12 protein-coding genes are annotated in these 13,414 nt (G+C 39.7%); 3 read left to right on the top strand and 9 right to left on the bottom strand.

All coding sequences use genetic code 11. The features are described from left to right. Positions 1–95 precede the first annotated feature (95 nt). Genes RB215_RS15165 through RB215_RS15175 form a run of 3 tightly spaced genes read right to left on the bottom strand, consistent with a single transcriptional unit; the run spans position 96 to position 2,379 of the window. Entirely contained in the window at positions 96–431 is a 336-nt protein-coding gene (locus RB215_RS15165; RefSeq protein WP_086997225.1) for a DUF3325 domain-containing protein, read from the bottom strand. Beyond that, positions 428–2,029: a PepSY-associated TM helix domain-containing protein gene (locus RB215_RS15170; protein ID WP_309217350.1), complete on the bottom strand. Its 1,602-nt coding sequence runs from the start codon at positions 2,027–2,029 to the stop codon at positions 428–430. The genes RB215_RS15165 and RB215_RS15170 overlap by 4 nt, the downstream gene beginning before the upstream one ends. Continuing rightward, complete coding sequence (locus tag RB215_RS15175; RefSeq protein ID WP_193039033.1) at positions 2,026–2,379, bottom strand: hypothetical protein; 354 nt, start codon at positions 2,377–2,379, stop codon at positions 2,026–2,028. Before RB215_RS15175 ends, RB215_RS15170 begins: the two co-directional genes overlap by 4 nt. 204 nt (positions 2,380–2,583) lie before the next feature. On the opposite strand from RB215_RS15175, the gene RB215_RS15180 reads away from it, so the two are divergent. Both RB215_RS15180 and RB215_RS15185 read left to right on the top strand, forming a co-directional pair. Next, the gene (locus RB215_RS15180; RefSeq protein ID WP_011329684.1) at positions 2,584–2,940 is read left to right on the top strand and encodes a VOC family protein; all 357 of its coding nucleotides are present in this window, start codon (positions 2,584–2,586) and stop codon (positions 2,938–2,940) included. Positions 2,941–3,096: 156 nt separating this feature from the next. After that, entirely contained in the window at positions 3,097–3,669 is a 573-nt protein-coding gene (locus tag RB215_RS15185) for a uracil-DNA glycosylase family protein (RefSeq protein ID WP_231613326.1), read from the top strand. 281 nt (positions 3,670–3,950) lie between these two features. On the opposite strand, the gene RB215_RS15190 is transcribed toward RB215_RS15185, so the two are convergent. Beyond that, positions 3,951–8,006, bottom strand: a complete 4,056-nt coding sequence (locus RB215_RS15190; protein ID WP_309217352.1) for a DEAD/DEAH box helicase — start codon at positions 8,004–8,006, stop codon at positions 3,951–3,953. A gap of 180 nt (positions 8,007–8,186) precedes the next feature. On the opposite strand from RB215_RS15190, the gene arfB reads away from it, so the two are divergent. After that, a complete protein-coding gene (gene arfB / locus RB215_RS15195; protein ID WP_011329681.1) occupies positions 8,187–8,600 on the top strand; it encodes an alternative ribosome rescue aminoacyl-tRNA hydrolase ArfB in 414 nt (137 codons plus the stop codon). A 225-nt stretch (positions 8,601–8,825) separates the two neighbouring features. On the opposite strand, the gene RB215_RS15200 is transcribed toward arfB, so the two are convergent. The 5 genes from RB215_RS15200 to RB215_RS15220 all read right to left on the bottom strand — a co-directional run bounded on the left by RB215_RS15200 (position 8,826) and on the right by RB215_RS15220 (position 13,187). Further along, the gene (locus RB215_RS15200; protein ID WP_182684563.1) at positions 8,826–9,875 is read right to left on the bottom strand and encodes a DUF2955 domain-containing protein; all 1,050 of its coding nucleotides are present in this window, start codon (positions 9,873–9,875) and stop codon (positions 8,826–8,828) included. Positions 9,876–9,885: 10 nt separating this feature from the next. Continuing rightward, a complete protein-coding gene (locus RB215_RS15205; protein WP_179807978.1) occupies positions 9,886–10,953 on the bottom strand; it encodes an HlyD family secretion protein in 1,068 nt (355 codons plus the stop codon). Then, positions 10,943–11,434 carry a MarR family transcriptional regulator gene (locus RB215_RS15210; RefSeq protein ID WP_086997207.1) on the bottom strand — a complete coding sequence of 164 codons (492 nt, stop codon included), beginning with the start codon at positions 11,432–11,434 and terminating at the stop codon, positions 10,943–10,945. The genes RB215_RS15205 and RB215_RS15210 overlap by 11 nt, the downstream gene beginning before the upstream one ends. 231 nt (positions 11,435–11,665) lie before the next feature. Continuing rightward, positions 11,666–12,553, bottom strand: coding sequence for a spermidine synthase (locus RB215_RS15215; protein WP_041454960.1), 888 nt, complete (start codon positions 12,551–12,553; stop codon positions 11,666–11,668). A gap of 13 nt (positions 12,554–12,566) precedes the next feature. Next, positions 12,567–13,187 carry a fused MFS/spermidine synthase gene (locus RB215_RS15220; RefSeq protein WP_089369011.1) on the bottom strand — a complete coding sequence of 207 codons (621 nt, stop codon included), beginning with the start codon at positions 13,185–13,187 and terminating at the stop codon, positions 12,567–12,569. Between the last annotated feature and the right edge of the window lie 227 nt (positions 13,188–13,414).

Below are 13,414 nucleotides of genomic sequence, written 5' to 3' on the forward strand. Positions count from 1 at the left end.
CAATAACTAAAATGGTAAGCAATAAGCTTACCTTTTTAGTTTTTTACTACTTATTTAAAAACTACATTAGCAGATCAGTATTTTACTAACTTAGCCTAGTTTAATACTAAAAGTAGAGTAGTTAAGGCTGTTACAACCAAATTTAACACACTAAAAACTTTAACAAGCTGAGTTATAAAATTATAAAAAACCATTATAATTAAAGCACTTAGCGACATATAACCACAAAAAAGCAACGCACCATACCCGCCTTGATCATTCACACAAAGGAGCAGACTTAGTAAAATACTGATCCAAGCGGTAACTAGGAGGTATTTTCTTTGTAAATTAGTCGGCCGTTTTTTAAAAATATCTTTAAAATGATTAAATTTAGCCAACGCAAACGCGTTAAAAGCCAGCAAACAGAGGCTAAATTGTAATAACTCCATCATGCTTTTTGTCCTTTTAAGTCAGAACTAGTATTTTTTTTTATCGCTTTTGTAGTTGGCTTGGCAGTACGTAATTTTTCGGTTTGTATAAAAAACAATATGCCTGAGAGTATAAACAGCGCATCAAAGGTGAATAACGCCCACTGTTTATTTATTAAATAACTAACTATATTACCGTTAGTTGTTAGCGCATTAATTACAGGCACTGCTAAACAGGCTAAACCATTTATTGCCGCCATAACTCGCCATTGCACTCTATCACGCTTTATAAGCGCTACAATAGCCACCACAAGCCAGGTTAAAAAGAACGCCAGCACTTCTTTATCAGCACGCCCGGCAACTTGTAGGCTAAGTACTCTATTAGCAATAAAAAACGCACAGGTAGCTAAAGGAAGCCCCATTAAAGTAGCTAGGTTTAATCCTTCTACTAATTTTAAGCCAAACGATGGGTGAGCATTTTTTTTCATTCGCTCACGTAAGCGTTTTGCCCACATAATGCAGCCAGAGGCAATCATTACACAACCCGCAATACCTCCTAAAAAGTAGAGCCAACGTAGTAAGGGTTCGGCTAAACGCCCGGTATGCATTGAGTTTAACGATTCATAAAGCGCTTTACCTGCACTTAGTTCTTCATCGGTTTGGGCTACTAACTCCCCTGTGGCGCCACTAAATATTAGCCGAGGTGTTTGATCACGAAAGGCTTTTTGTGGGCTAACGAGCACAGTAATAGTTGATGCTGCCATATTAGGGTTACTTACCTGTACACGGCGAATATCGGCATTTGGCCACTTAGTATAAAGTTGATCTAAAATGCTATTTACTTTTACCATAGGCGCTGCACCCTGCGCTTTGTCAGTTACATTATTGCGTGGTGTAACATCATTAAAAAAGTCTCGCATACCTTTGTCGTAACTAGTTTCTGCCGGGTAAGGAAACAGCATAAATATTAAGGTAATTAACCCGGTATAGGTAATCATTAAATGAAAGGGCAGAGCCAATACTGAGCTTATATTATGAGCGTCGAGCCATGTACGGCTGCCTTTATTGCGCCTAAAGGTAAACATATCTTTAAAAATACGCTTGTGGATCACCACCCCCGACACAATGGCAATCAGCATAAATAAACTTGCAAAACACACAATCCAGCGCGCTGTAATAACATCTATGTAATGTAAATCAAAATGCAGGCGATAAAAAAAGTTACCGCCTTTGGTTTCTCTAAAAGGTGCAAGCGGCTGCATAGTATTTGGATCTAATTGCGTGTCTTCAAATTTACTTCTGCGCTGGCCCGGCTCTTTAGGTTTTGCAAAGCCGTAGGTTAAGTAAGGTACGCGTTGTTCAGGAAGTGTTATACGCCAATTTGGAGCATTGCTTGCTTGAGCGTTTAGGTAATCAAAACCTGTAATTATTTGCTGTTTTTGGGCACTTATACGATCAGTTTGTGCTTGAATATTATGAATTTCGGGCTGATTCCATAAACTCATTTCGTCTCTAAAAAAGCTCAACGTACCAGAAAAAAAGATCAAATAAAGTAACCAACACACTAATAGCCCAACCCAGGTATGTAACCAGGTCATTGAACGAAAAAAACTATCCTTCATACCCAACCCTTTATTAGTGCTAATAAACTTAATTGTGCTGCAGTAGCTAGTAAAATACTGATCCATACTGTTTTTAATGACTTAACATAAAAAGCGTAAATAAATACCAGCGTATAAATTAAAATACTTAACGACACGCTCATTAAAACTGCATCCGCTTTATTTAGTGGCAAAATAGCGCTCAGTAGCGAGCAGTTCACCGCAGTAAAAAAGTAGCCACCGACAATGGCAATAAAAAAGCGTAAACACACTTTAAAAGCATAACTAAAACGGCTTATGTGCTGAAATATCAAAAGCGGCTTTAATAAAAGCAGCTTAGTTGACCCTAAACTAAGTGATGAAGCCTGCATAATGAGTCAATCCCTTAAATATGGCGAAAAATAAAAGTGCTATTATATAGTTTATGAATGCAAAAGATAGTGATTCCTATTTGCATGCGTAAATTAACTTTAACTTAGTATAATATTGATCCCAAATACGCTTAAGCGCCTTGCTTGGTAGTTAACTTAGGTTTATGGTTAATTTACCCTTTAAAAATAGTAAGTAGAATAATGATGAATAATCACGAAAAGCTAAACTATGTAGAGTTTCCAGCCGCTAATTTAACCGCAACTAAAGCGTTTTTTAGCCAAGTTTTTAATTGGCAATTTACCGACTACGGCCCAGACTACACGGCTTTTAGCGGGCAAGAGCTTAATGGTGGGTTTTACCAATCGCCGTTAAAATCGAGTACTGAAGAGGGTGGGGCGCTATTGGTTTTTTACAGCAGCGATATTCATGCAACACAAAGAAAAGTAACCTTATACGGCGGTAAAGTAATTAAACCTATTTTTGAATTTCCTGGCGGTTGTAGGTTTCATTTTACCGAGCCAAGCGGTAATGAGTTTGCAGTATGGGCTGAAAAACACTAGGTTATATAACAGGTTAAGTGCATAACCAGTAATAGATCACTATTATACTAACTAGTAGTTAGGCACGCTAAAATAAACCGATTTTTTACCAACTCAATACCACAAATAACGAATAGAGGCCTAAATTTGAGTGAAAAACAGTCAAAAAAGATAGAATTGAATGAATTAGTAGCTCAAGTTAGTAAATGCGTGATCTGCGAGCCGCAATTACCGTTAGGAGCACGCCCCATTATACAATTTAACCCTAACGCCCGAATATTAATTGCAGGCCAAGCGCCCGGTATAAAAGTACACCAAAGCGGTATACCGTTTAACGATCAAAGCGGTGAACGCCTAAGGCAGTGGTTAGGGCTTACTAACGATCAGTTTTATGATGCCAATAACATTGCTATTTTACCTATGGGGTTTTGCTATCCGGGTAAAGGCAAGTCGGGCGATTTACCACCACGTAAAGAATGTGCCCCAGCTTGGCGCGCGCAGCTTTTAGCCGCCTTGCCTAATTTACAGCTCACTATTGTGCTAGGTAAGTATGCTCAGGCTTATCATTTACCCGACACTAAAAAGCTACCGCTTACTGAGTTAGTAAAATCGTGGCGTGACTATTGGCCAAGCCATTTAGTACTACCACACCCCAGCCCGCGTAATAATATTTGGCTTAAAAAGAATCCTTGGTTTGAACAGGAGGTACTGCCAGAGTTAAAAAAACGCGTAGCAGAGGTATTATTGTAGGCAAGTAGCTTGTTGCCGCGCGTATCTAATACAAACATTTAAATAATTATATTTTCGTTGAAAATATTGCGCCAGCAAGCTTAGCGCCTACGAGTAAAACCAAGTACGTTTGCTTTTGCCTTCTCATATTACGCGTATCTAATGCAAACATTTAAATAATTATATTTTCGTTGAAAATATTGCGCCAGCAAGCTTAGCGACTTCGAGTAAAACCTATTGCTGTGTTTAAAGTTTATTGTAAGTGCGACTTTAAATCGCACTTAGTACTAAACGCTTTATTTTTACTGATTTTGCAACAAAGACAATAACTGATCTTTTGATAATTGCCCGGTGTTGCTGCTGCCGCTGAGCACTTTGTCGGCAAGGGCTTGTTTGTGCTCATGCAGTTGCAGTATTTTTTCTTCTATGGTGTTTTGCGCAATTAAACGATACACGGTTACAGGGCGTGTTTGCCCTAAGCGGTGCGCTCTGTCGGAGGCTTGCTGCTCAACCGCGGGGTTCCACCAAGGATCTAAGTGCAGCACATAGTCGGCGGCAGTTAAATTAAGCCCGGTGCCGCCAGCTTTTAAACTAATTAAAAATAAAGGCGCCTCACCTGCCTGAAACTTATCAACCTGTTGCTTGCGTTTATTGCTGCTCATGCTGCCATCAAGGTAACAATATGCTATACCGCGTTTTTTTAGTCGCTGTTCAACTAATTTAAGTACATCAACAAACTGGCTAAAAATAAGTGCTTGGTGATCATTTTCAAGTAATTCTTCAATTATTGCTTCGGCGGTGTCGAGTTTGCTTGAAGGTAACTTACTGTTTTCAATTAATAACTGCGGAGCAATACACGCGCGGCGCAATTTAGTTAATGACGCCAATATAGTAATGTATTGGCTGTCTTCTTGGCTGGCTTGCTCAAGCGCGTTTAAGCGAGTGGCTTCGTAAAGGGCTTGCTCTTTATCGCTGAGCGCAAAAGTAAGGTTTATTTCGGTTTTATCGGGTAACTCGGTCAGTACCGTTTTTTTATTACGGCGTAAAATAAACGGCGCAATTAATGTTTTTAGCGTATCAGCCTGCTGCTGGTTTTTATCGGCATTACCAAAGCGCTTTTTAAACTCAGCTAATGAATGTAAAAAACCCGGCATTAAAAAGTTAAATAGGCTCCACAGTTCACCTAAATGATTTTCGATAGGTGTGCCCGAAAGCGCAACTTTAAACTGGCCATTAAGTGCAAAAGCAGCTTTAGCGCGAAGGCTTAATGGATTTTTAATGGCTTGTGCTTCGTCTAGTACAATATTGGCAAATTCGTACGCAGCTAATTGATCCCCTATTAAAGGTAATAAGCCATAACTAACAATTACTAGGTCATTAGCGGTAGCACCGGCTAGCACCTCATCAGTTGCGGCTGCATTATCAATAGTTTTAATATTGAGGGTAGGGGTAAATCGCGCAGCCTCTACCTGCCAGTTATGACATACCGATTTTGGCGCTATAACTAAGCTGGCACCTAAAGCACTGCGCATTTGTAATACGTTGAGTGTTTGTAGCGTTTTACCTAAGCCCATATCATCGGCTAAACAGGCATTTAACCCCCAGTTAGCCAGTTGCATTAACCATTTTACGCCAACCACTTGGTAGTCGCGTAATATATTAACTAAATGCGCGGGCAATACAGGCTCACTTGGGCGCTCAAATTTAGCTAAGCGCTGTTGCCAGTTTGCACCAAAGCTAACATCACTCAGTTCTGCAGCACTGTGATACAAAGGAAGAGCGCGCGCATTAGCAATACGAAGTTGATCGTCGGGGGCGTTTTTAGTTTTACTTTGCATGCCCTCTAAGCGATTTAATAAGTTAGTTAGGCGCTGATCTAATAATAACGAGTTATTTTCGTCAAACTCTATAATACTGCCACGACGCGGGGCTTTAAGGAGTGTTTGCAAAGCAATAATTTGACCATCGGGGAGCGATAATTTACCACTAACACTGAGCCAATCGTTATCATCATTTAAATTAAGAGAAAGGTGCTTACTATTGGCAACCTTCATACCTTGGGCGTTTTCATCCCAACTTAATACTAGTGCGTTGTCTTTTTGCGCGGCTTCTAATTGTATTATGGCTTGGCTAATATCTTCTGGTAAATAAAACTGCTGATGCGCGCTGTTATACTGCGGATGCTCTTGATCGGCAAATACGCCAGCTAAATTACTAAGTAGATTTTTTAAAGCGCGTTTTTCTGCTTTTAAATCACGTTTTACAACGCTGTTATCGGCTTGCTCGTTATCGCTATAGGCTAAGGTTATTGCGCCTATTGCGGGCTCAACCCATGGGCCGTCAACACCAAATGGCATAGTATAGAAGTTAACGTCTATACCCATTGGGGTTAACTTAATTACTGCGGCTAAATCAACAAGCCCTTGGCGCACGTTATTAACCGCAGAAAACTCGCTGCGGCTACTGCTAATATAATGATCCTCCGACAAGGCCTCTAATGCCGCATTAAGTTGTGGCAGTTTTTCTTCTGTTAAGTTATTAGGTTGCTGAGCAAGCAGGCTATTTAGTTTGTGTTGTTTGTCGTCTACTACAAATACTTGGTAACTATTAGCGTGGCTGTGGGTAAGTAAAAAGTCGCCGTCTATGTCGGTAATTTTAGGCTGTATAATTAATTGGTAACAGTCGTTAATATTTTGCCCAATTTCAATTATAAACTCACCTTTGTTAAGCGTAACTAAGTTACCTTTAATGTCCTCAAGCCCTTTGAAGTTAATTAGCGCTTGCAACACTGCGCTGGTTGCTTGTACTTCACTGTAACCAAAGCCCGCATGATTACTAATTACTTGCACTAAATTATGATCGGCTGGGCTAAGTAAATGTCGGTATTGATCATCGTCAAGATCATAAATATTTACTTTACGGCCTTTAGTCCATTCGCCTTTGCTGTTGTGTTTTTGCACTTTAGCTTGAATAAGTGGCAGGTCTAAATGGGTAAGGTCGAGTTGCCAAACTAGGCGCTCATTTTGCGCTGGAGTGTCTATTTTGCTTATTTCATTTAACCAACGCTGCCATTGTGGCACGCGTTTAAAATGCTGTAATAAACCGGTATCTGGCAATGGCGTATCGTGCGTTAGCCAATTTGCTAAATGCGTGCATTGCTCACCTAGCCAGTGCTGATGCTGTTGGCTTGAATGAATTAATTGGCTCAGCAGTTTACTGTTGTCTCTAAGGGTATTAATTTGCTCTTCGCTACCGTGCTTTATTAACGCCAGTAATAGGCAAAAAAGAGGCGCTAGTGCGTTTGGGTTTGCCTGTAGGTTTGCAATCGTATCGTGTAGTAAGCGCTGCTCAAAACTTATTACTTGTTCGGGTGCTAGTAACAAAAATTCAATGGCTTGCGTTGTACTACTGAGCTCGCCGAGTTGTTTGTTATACCAATTTTTATGTGTTTTTAGCTGTTTTAAATCAGCTTCTGTACCACTGGCATATAAACACACCATATACAGTAAACCGCTCATTTCACACGGATAGCTACCCTTAACAAAGGTTTTACGATAAAGCGTTAACCCCGTTTTAAATTGTTGCAGCGCTAATTCTAAATGAGTGCCGTCAATGGCAAGGCTATTAGCCTGACTAAATATTGCTAAGTTACTGTGCGACTTATCAATGAGTAGTTCATTATAGTCAGGTTGTTGCAGCAGCGTAGCTAAGCTTTCGTTTAAATAAATTCGCTTACTTGGCTCAATAGCAGTTGCAGTACTTTTTACTATTGATGGCCATGAATGCTCAGCTGTTAGATTAAAAAACTCACCGCGAATAAAATGCTCTAAACATATTTGTTGCCACTGCGCGGGTAAAGCTAACCAAAGCTGCTTACTGTATTTTGATTGTGCTAGTAAATTAATAAAGTGATGATCAATTTCAGGCTCTGCAGATGACGCTAACGGTGAACCTTCACTTTTTTCAATGCTATTAAATAGTTCAAACATAAACATTAAAGCACTGTCGTTAAAGCGGTATATGGTGGTTATTTGCGTTAAAAAGTTTTTAATTAAGCCAGGGCAGTACTCTAACAAACTTACAATTGCATATACGATGGCATCAATAGAAAGTTTATGATTTTGCCTAAACGGTTGCTCCCAAACCAGTGATTGTTCTTCTAACTCGCGGGTAATTTTTTTTACTTCGGCGAGTGAAAACGAATACCCGTTTATAAAATGATTAAATAGCAGTTTAGAAAATAGCTGAGGCGAATTTTGGTAGCTGTAAGATGAAGAACTTAAAAGTAAACTTAATAAAACACAAAGCTTTTTTTGATCATCAATCGTGGTTACTGGGGCAAAAGTAGATAAAGACATAAAACACTATAATAAACACAAGATAACTGAGTATATACTCCCGCGCCTTTAGGTTACAACCTAAAGGGCTGCTTAACCGTTAAGGGTTAAATTTACGCCAATTAATAGCTGCTTACCTTGATTTGGGTATAGTTAATTACAAATGGTACACTAGATTTTTATAAAAACTAGCTGAGTCTAATGTTAACTATTTCAAATACCGTGACCATTGATGAATGGGAAGTCGAATTAACCGCAGTTCGCTCGCAAGGTGCCGGTGGACAAAACGTTAATAAAGTAGCCAGCGCTATCCATCTTCGTTTTGATATTAACCGCTCTAAATTACCCGACTTTTATAAAGAACGTTTACTTGCACTAAACGACAGCCGCATAACCAAAGACGGCGTATTAATAATAAAAGCGCAAAGCCACCGCACACAAGAGCTTAATCGCGAAGATGCATTTAAACGCTTAAAAGATCTAATTATTAGCGCAACTAAAGTAAATAAAGCCCGCAGAGCCACTAAACCGAGCCGTAATTCGCAGCGTAAACGCATGGATAAAAAAACCAAACACGGCCAAACCAAAGCGTTACGCGGCAATATTAAGCTTTAAAAGTAAGGCGTTGAGCTTGCTGACGTGCGGGCGAAGCCCGAATATTCTCCTGATATAAGACTTCTTCTTTTTCTGATATCTATTTTATATGCGTCTGTTTTTTGTGTAATAGCCCATTAAGTAAATTATTCACAAAAAAGGGATGAGGCGCTGCGCTTTAAAGAAGAAAGGGAAGTGGGCTGCAAGCTCAGCGCTTGTAACCCAAAATCAGCATCGATGTTAACGCTAATCGTAGGTATGATGGCGTGTAGTATTAAATTTATTTAATAATCTATGCATCGCATATACCGCACTTAAGCTAATAACAACAGCCACTGTCACAGAGCTAAACCTATACAGCGCACTGTAAATCAAGTCTTGCCCCGGGGCTAACGACTGCCCAAATAAAATACCAAACGTGGTTAAAACACCAAAACCAATGCCCGGCGGCCCCCCACCTAAAATATGAAAACGACTAAATATAAACGATAAAATCCACAACACAATAACAGGAAACAGTAAAAAGTCGGTATGGGTGTATAAAAATAGCTGCGACAAAAGTGCGGCATTACAGCCTATAAGCGTGCCAATTATACGCTGCCAACTGGCTATGCCTGCGGCTTTCCAGCATAACGAAAATAAAATTAAAATAGATGCCGCCTGCGCCGAAATAGAGTCTTGTAAATCCAGTGCCTGAAAAACAATAAACGATAACGTAGCCACGCTCGAGCACAACAGCACTTCGTGACGAATACTTGCTTTATCTTTTGTTGGCACTGCACGCCCAGGGCGCGCAGTAACATCGGGAAATAAACCATGCATTAATGCTGCAATTACTACAGTTAAAATAATGGCTATACCGTTACTTAAAATAAGCGGATAAATACTGCTACTACCAGTTACATAGCTGGCAAAGTGTAATTGAATCGATAAACTAACCGCACCTAAGGCACCAAACAAAAAGCCACTTCCGCTACTCATTTGGTAAAATAAAATACAAAAGCAGGCAAATACAATCAGTACCATAAGTACCGGCAAGTGCGAAAATAACCCCTGCAATATAAGCACAACAAGCGCGCTAAATGCGGCACTGGCAAAAAACTGCCTAACCACAGATTTATTTAACGTTGGCACTAAACCTAATAGCAGCATGGGGTAAACAGTAAAAAAAATCCCATTTGGCCAGTTCATTAATTTACTAATAGCAAACCCTAACGTGCACCCGCCGGCAATACGCAGCGCTTGGCGTAGGCCGTTAGAGTCAAGTTGTGGAGACTGGCTAATTTTTTGACTCATTTTGCCTCCACTAATAAATGTAATGTAACCAGCTAATAAAACGTATTTGTGATGCGCCTAACCATTGTCCAAATTTTGACTCAGGAAGTAGTTGCACCGTAGCACGCGCGCCACTAGGCATATTAGCAATTAGCGCTTGATCGTTTTTTAATAACTGCAAATGAATACGTTGGCGCTGTGCGTCGCGTACCCAACGGTTACTGGTTTCGGTAGTGCTTAGCAAGCCATTGGCACTTAATTGGCCATCGCTTACACCCGCTTCAAAGGTACTAATTTTTGCGTCGTATACTTCACCGGGGCGGCTATCAAAAACCACTTTTGCTAAACTACCTGGGTGCATATTAAGCAGTGATTTTTCACGAAAGTCGGCTACTAAATCAGCCTTTTTAGCCACAATAGCTAACAAAGGTTGGCCACTAAGAGCATAAGCACCGTCAAGTAATTGCAAGTTGGCAACCACACCATCGCTTAAAGCACGTACTTGTGTGTACGATAAGTTAAGCTCAGCTTGCGCTAACTGATTCGCTCCATGGCGCAGCGCTAAGTTATCCTCCCCCGATGTGCCACGCGCTAAAACAGCTTCGGCTAATTGCGCTTCAAAAGCCGCTACGTTTGATTTACTTGCAGCAAAATTAGCCCGAATACTCTCCAGCTCTTGTTCCGATATAGAGTTTTGCTTATAGAGCTTTTCGCCTCTACTTTTTAATAAGCTTTGCTCATGTTGTTTTGCTTTAGCTGCACTAATTTGTGCCTCAAGCGCTTTAACATTAGTATCAAGGCGTTTATTTTGTAATTTGGCATCATCGAGGGTTAGTTTAGCTTGTTCAACAGCCAGTAAGTAAGTGCTTTGATCTATCTCAAACAATATATCGCCAGCCTTTACCGGTTGGTTATTGCTAACTAACACCTTAGTAACACGGCCACTTATTTGCGGTGAGATTTGTACTACTGGGTGGTAAACACGCGCTTGTGGCGTTACTGGCAGCCAAATATCAGCTATAACATAGTATAAAAACACTAAAATGAATCCAACGAGTGAAAGCCTCACATAGCGCGCAAATTTTTGATCAGGTGTCATTGTTAACCTTATTAGAACTGTGATATTTAATATAATTTTTTGCGTTGTCTTCCATTTTAATTAAACCATGAGCCATTGCATCTAACTGCTCATCGTTTAGTCCATTATAAAGCTGATTTTTAATATCAGTGATCTGTGCCTCTACCGCCTTTAATATATTGCGGCCTTGCTCTGTAAAATAAATTTTTTTACTGCGCTTATCGTGCTTATCAACTTGACGGGTAATAAGAGTAAGCTCTTCGAGTTGCTTAAGGGTACGCGTAAGCGACGGCATTTCTATGCCTAAACTATGCGCCAACGCTTGTTGAGTTACCCCTTCTTTAAGCATATTTATATGCACCAAAGCAATCCAACGCGATTGAGTTAAGCCTAGCGGCTCAACGGCAACTGTAACAACTTCTCGGCATAATCTATGCACTCGACCCATACTGCCACACAAGGTTAAATCGAGTGTTTCATGAAAAGGAACCGGTTTAGACATTTCAACCTCTAACTACTTAGCATGCTAAGCACTTTACCATTAGTTAGCATGCTAAGTAAATATTTAGCTAGGGTTTAGTAAAGGTTTAGCCGCTAAAACACTAGGGGTTGTTGATCTTTTAAGATTTAATTTGCAGCGTTATATTTGGTTTTAGGTAAGGCAGAGCCTGTGTAGTGTGGTTACTCCCATAAAAAGGCGGTAACCACACATAAATACCAAACACGCCCTAGGCTAAAAGTTGAGTAGGTTAGCAGGGGAGTATTGATCGGTAAGGACTTTTGTATTTTCAGGCCAATCGTGATTATTTTTTGTAAAGTGCAGCATTTGGCTAATAGCTTTAATATTTACACCGTAAGGCAATAGCAGAGGGGTTAACTCACTTACGCGTTTATTTATATGCGCTTGGGTAAGGGTACTTTTATTGCCGGCTAAAATAATACGATTACTGTGGTTTTTTCGGCTAACGTTAATAAAGTCGCCAAAAACAGCGTTATAAGTGGCCGACTCGTGCTCGTACAGTTTGCTCGATGAAAACGTATTGGCCGCAATAACGCCGTCACTCGCAAGCACACTTTTTAACTCTTCAAAAAACTCTTTAGTTAGTAAATGCTCGGGAATGTAGTCGCCATTAAATGCATCTAAAATTATCCAATCAAACTGCTGTTTTTTAAGCGCCGCACGTTTTATAAAAATACGACCGTCTTGTACTTTTGCCGTTACCTTAGTACTTTCTTTAAAATTAAAGTAATCGCGGGCCACTTTAATTACCGCAGGATCTATTTCAATATTTTCGATTATTGCCTTAGGGTAAAGCTCTGAAATGGTGTTAGACAAAGTGCCACCGCCTAAACCAATAATAAGTACTTTTTTAGGATCTTCTATTAGCAACAAGCTTGAAAACACCAATTTAGTGTAATTAAAAACTAACTTTTTTGGCTCGTTAATATACATGCAACTTTGACTACTTTGGCTAGATTTTTCATCAAACTTTAAACAGCGTAAATTACCGGTTTCTTCCACTAATATATTACGATAAAGCGAGCGCTCGCTATGTATTGTTTTAGCCACACTTAAGTGTGAAAACAACAAGCTTAATAACATCAGCACATATAAAACCATGTAAAAATTGCTTTTATGCATAACGACGCTCCGCTAAAAATAGTTTATTTACCAGTATGGCTAGTAAGCCTAATACCGCTAAAGTTAAGGCAAAACCAATTATTATGGCATTTACGTCAAACGCGAGCACCATATAAAATGAGGTAATAATAGTGCCTAGTGCGCTGCCCAAGGTACTTACAAAATATAACCCGCCAGCAACTTGGCCGCTGTGTTCGCTGTCGGTAACTAAAAGCCGAACCGAGTAAGGGGAGATCATGCCCAATATAATAGTAGGAACAAAAAATAATGCCGTAGAGGCGAGTAACGAGCCATAGCGGCTGTCTTCAATGTGAGTAAAAATAAATTCCATTATCGGGTTAGCAAATAACGCAATGGGCAACACCATAATGCTTGCCAGTAAAAAAATACTCCCGTACTTGGCTAGGCTAGGGCGCTTAATTGACAATTTACCGCCAAGTAAATAACCAAACGATAGGCTCAGCATAAATACCGTAATTATACTGCCCCAAATATGTACGCTACTACCAAAAAACGGCGCTAAAATACGCCCACCTAATAGCTCAATTCCCATAATACTAAAGCCACTACTAAAGGCCAAAAAGTAAATAAGTGCATTGGTTTTGTTTAACATTTTATAATTCTTATCGTGTTATTTTTGTCCATATTAACGTGATGCTCAATAACTGGCTATGCTTTATTTTTATACTGTAAAGGGCGTTTACAGTACTGCCCCAAATGAAGCAGCTAAGGCAACCAACTAAAACCCAATTAAGTAGAGACCCACTTTATAATTTATCAATTAAGTAGACACCCACTTTAAAAACCAGTGATTATTTAACCAAGAATAGTTTTACTCAA

Source organism: Pseudoalteromonas sp. HL-AS2, assembly GCF_031198805.1.
Classification (GTDB): domain Bacteria; phylum Pseudomonadota; class Gammaproteobacteria; order Enterobacterales; family Alteromonadaceae; genus Pseudoalteromonas; species Pseudoalteromonas nigrifaciens.

Excerpts from the sequence above, each read along its gene's own strand:
- RB215_RS15200 (WP_182684563.1), bottom strand. The coding sequence starts at position 9,875 with ATGAGTCAAAAAATTAGCCAGTCTCCACAACTTGACTCTAACGGCCTA.
- RB215_RS15215 (WP_041454960.1), bottom strand. The coding sequence starts at position 12,553 with ATGGTTTTATATGTGCTGATGTTATTAAGCTTGTTGTTTTCACACTTA.
- RB215_RS15190 (WP_309217352.1), bottom strand. The coding sequence starts at position 8,006 with ATGTCTTTATCTACTTTTGCCCCAGTAACCACGATTGATGATCAAAAA.
- RB215_RS15210 (WP_086997207.1), bottom strand. The coding sequence starts at position 11,434 with ATGTCTAAACCGGTTCCTTTTCATGAAACACTCGATTTAACCTTGTGT.
- RB215_RS15175 (WP_193039033.1), bottom strand. The coding sequence starts at position 2,379 with ATGCAGGCTTCATCACTTAGTTTAGGGTCAACTAAGCTGCTTTTATTA.
- RB215_RS15170 (WP_309217350.1), bottom strand. The coding sequence starts at position 2,029 with ATGAAGGATAGTTTTTTTCGTTCAATGACCTGGTTACATACCTGGGTT.
- RB215_RS15165 (WP_086997225.1), bottom strand. The coding sequence starts at position 431 with ATGATGGAGTTATTACAATTTAGCCTCTGTTTGCTGGCTTTTAACGCG.
- arfB (WP_011329681.1), top strand. The coding sequence starts at position 8,187 with ATGTTAACTATTTCAAATACCGTGACCATTGATGAATGGGAAGTCGAA.
- RB215_RS15220 (WP_089369011.1), bottom strand. The coding sequence starts at position 13,187 with ATGTTAAACAAAACCAATGCACTTATTTACTTTTTGGCCTTTAGTAGT.
- RB215_RS15180 (WP_011329684.1), top strand. The coding sequence starts at position 2,584 with ATGAATAATCACGAAAAGCTAAACTATGTAGAGTTTCCAGCCGCTAAT.
- RB215_RS15205 (WP_179807978.1), bottom strand. The coding sequence starts at position 10,953 with ATGACACCTGATCAAAAATTTGCGCGCTATGTGAGGCTTTCACTCGTT.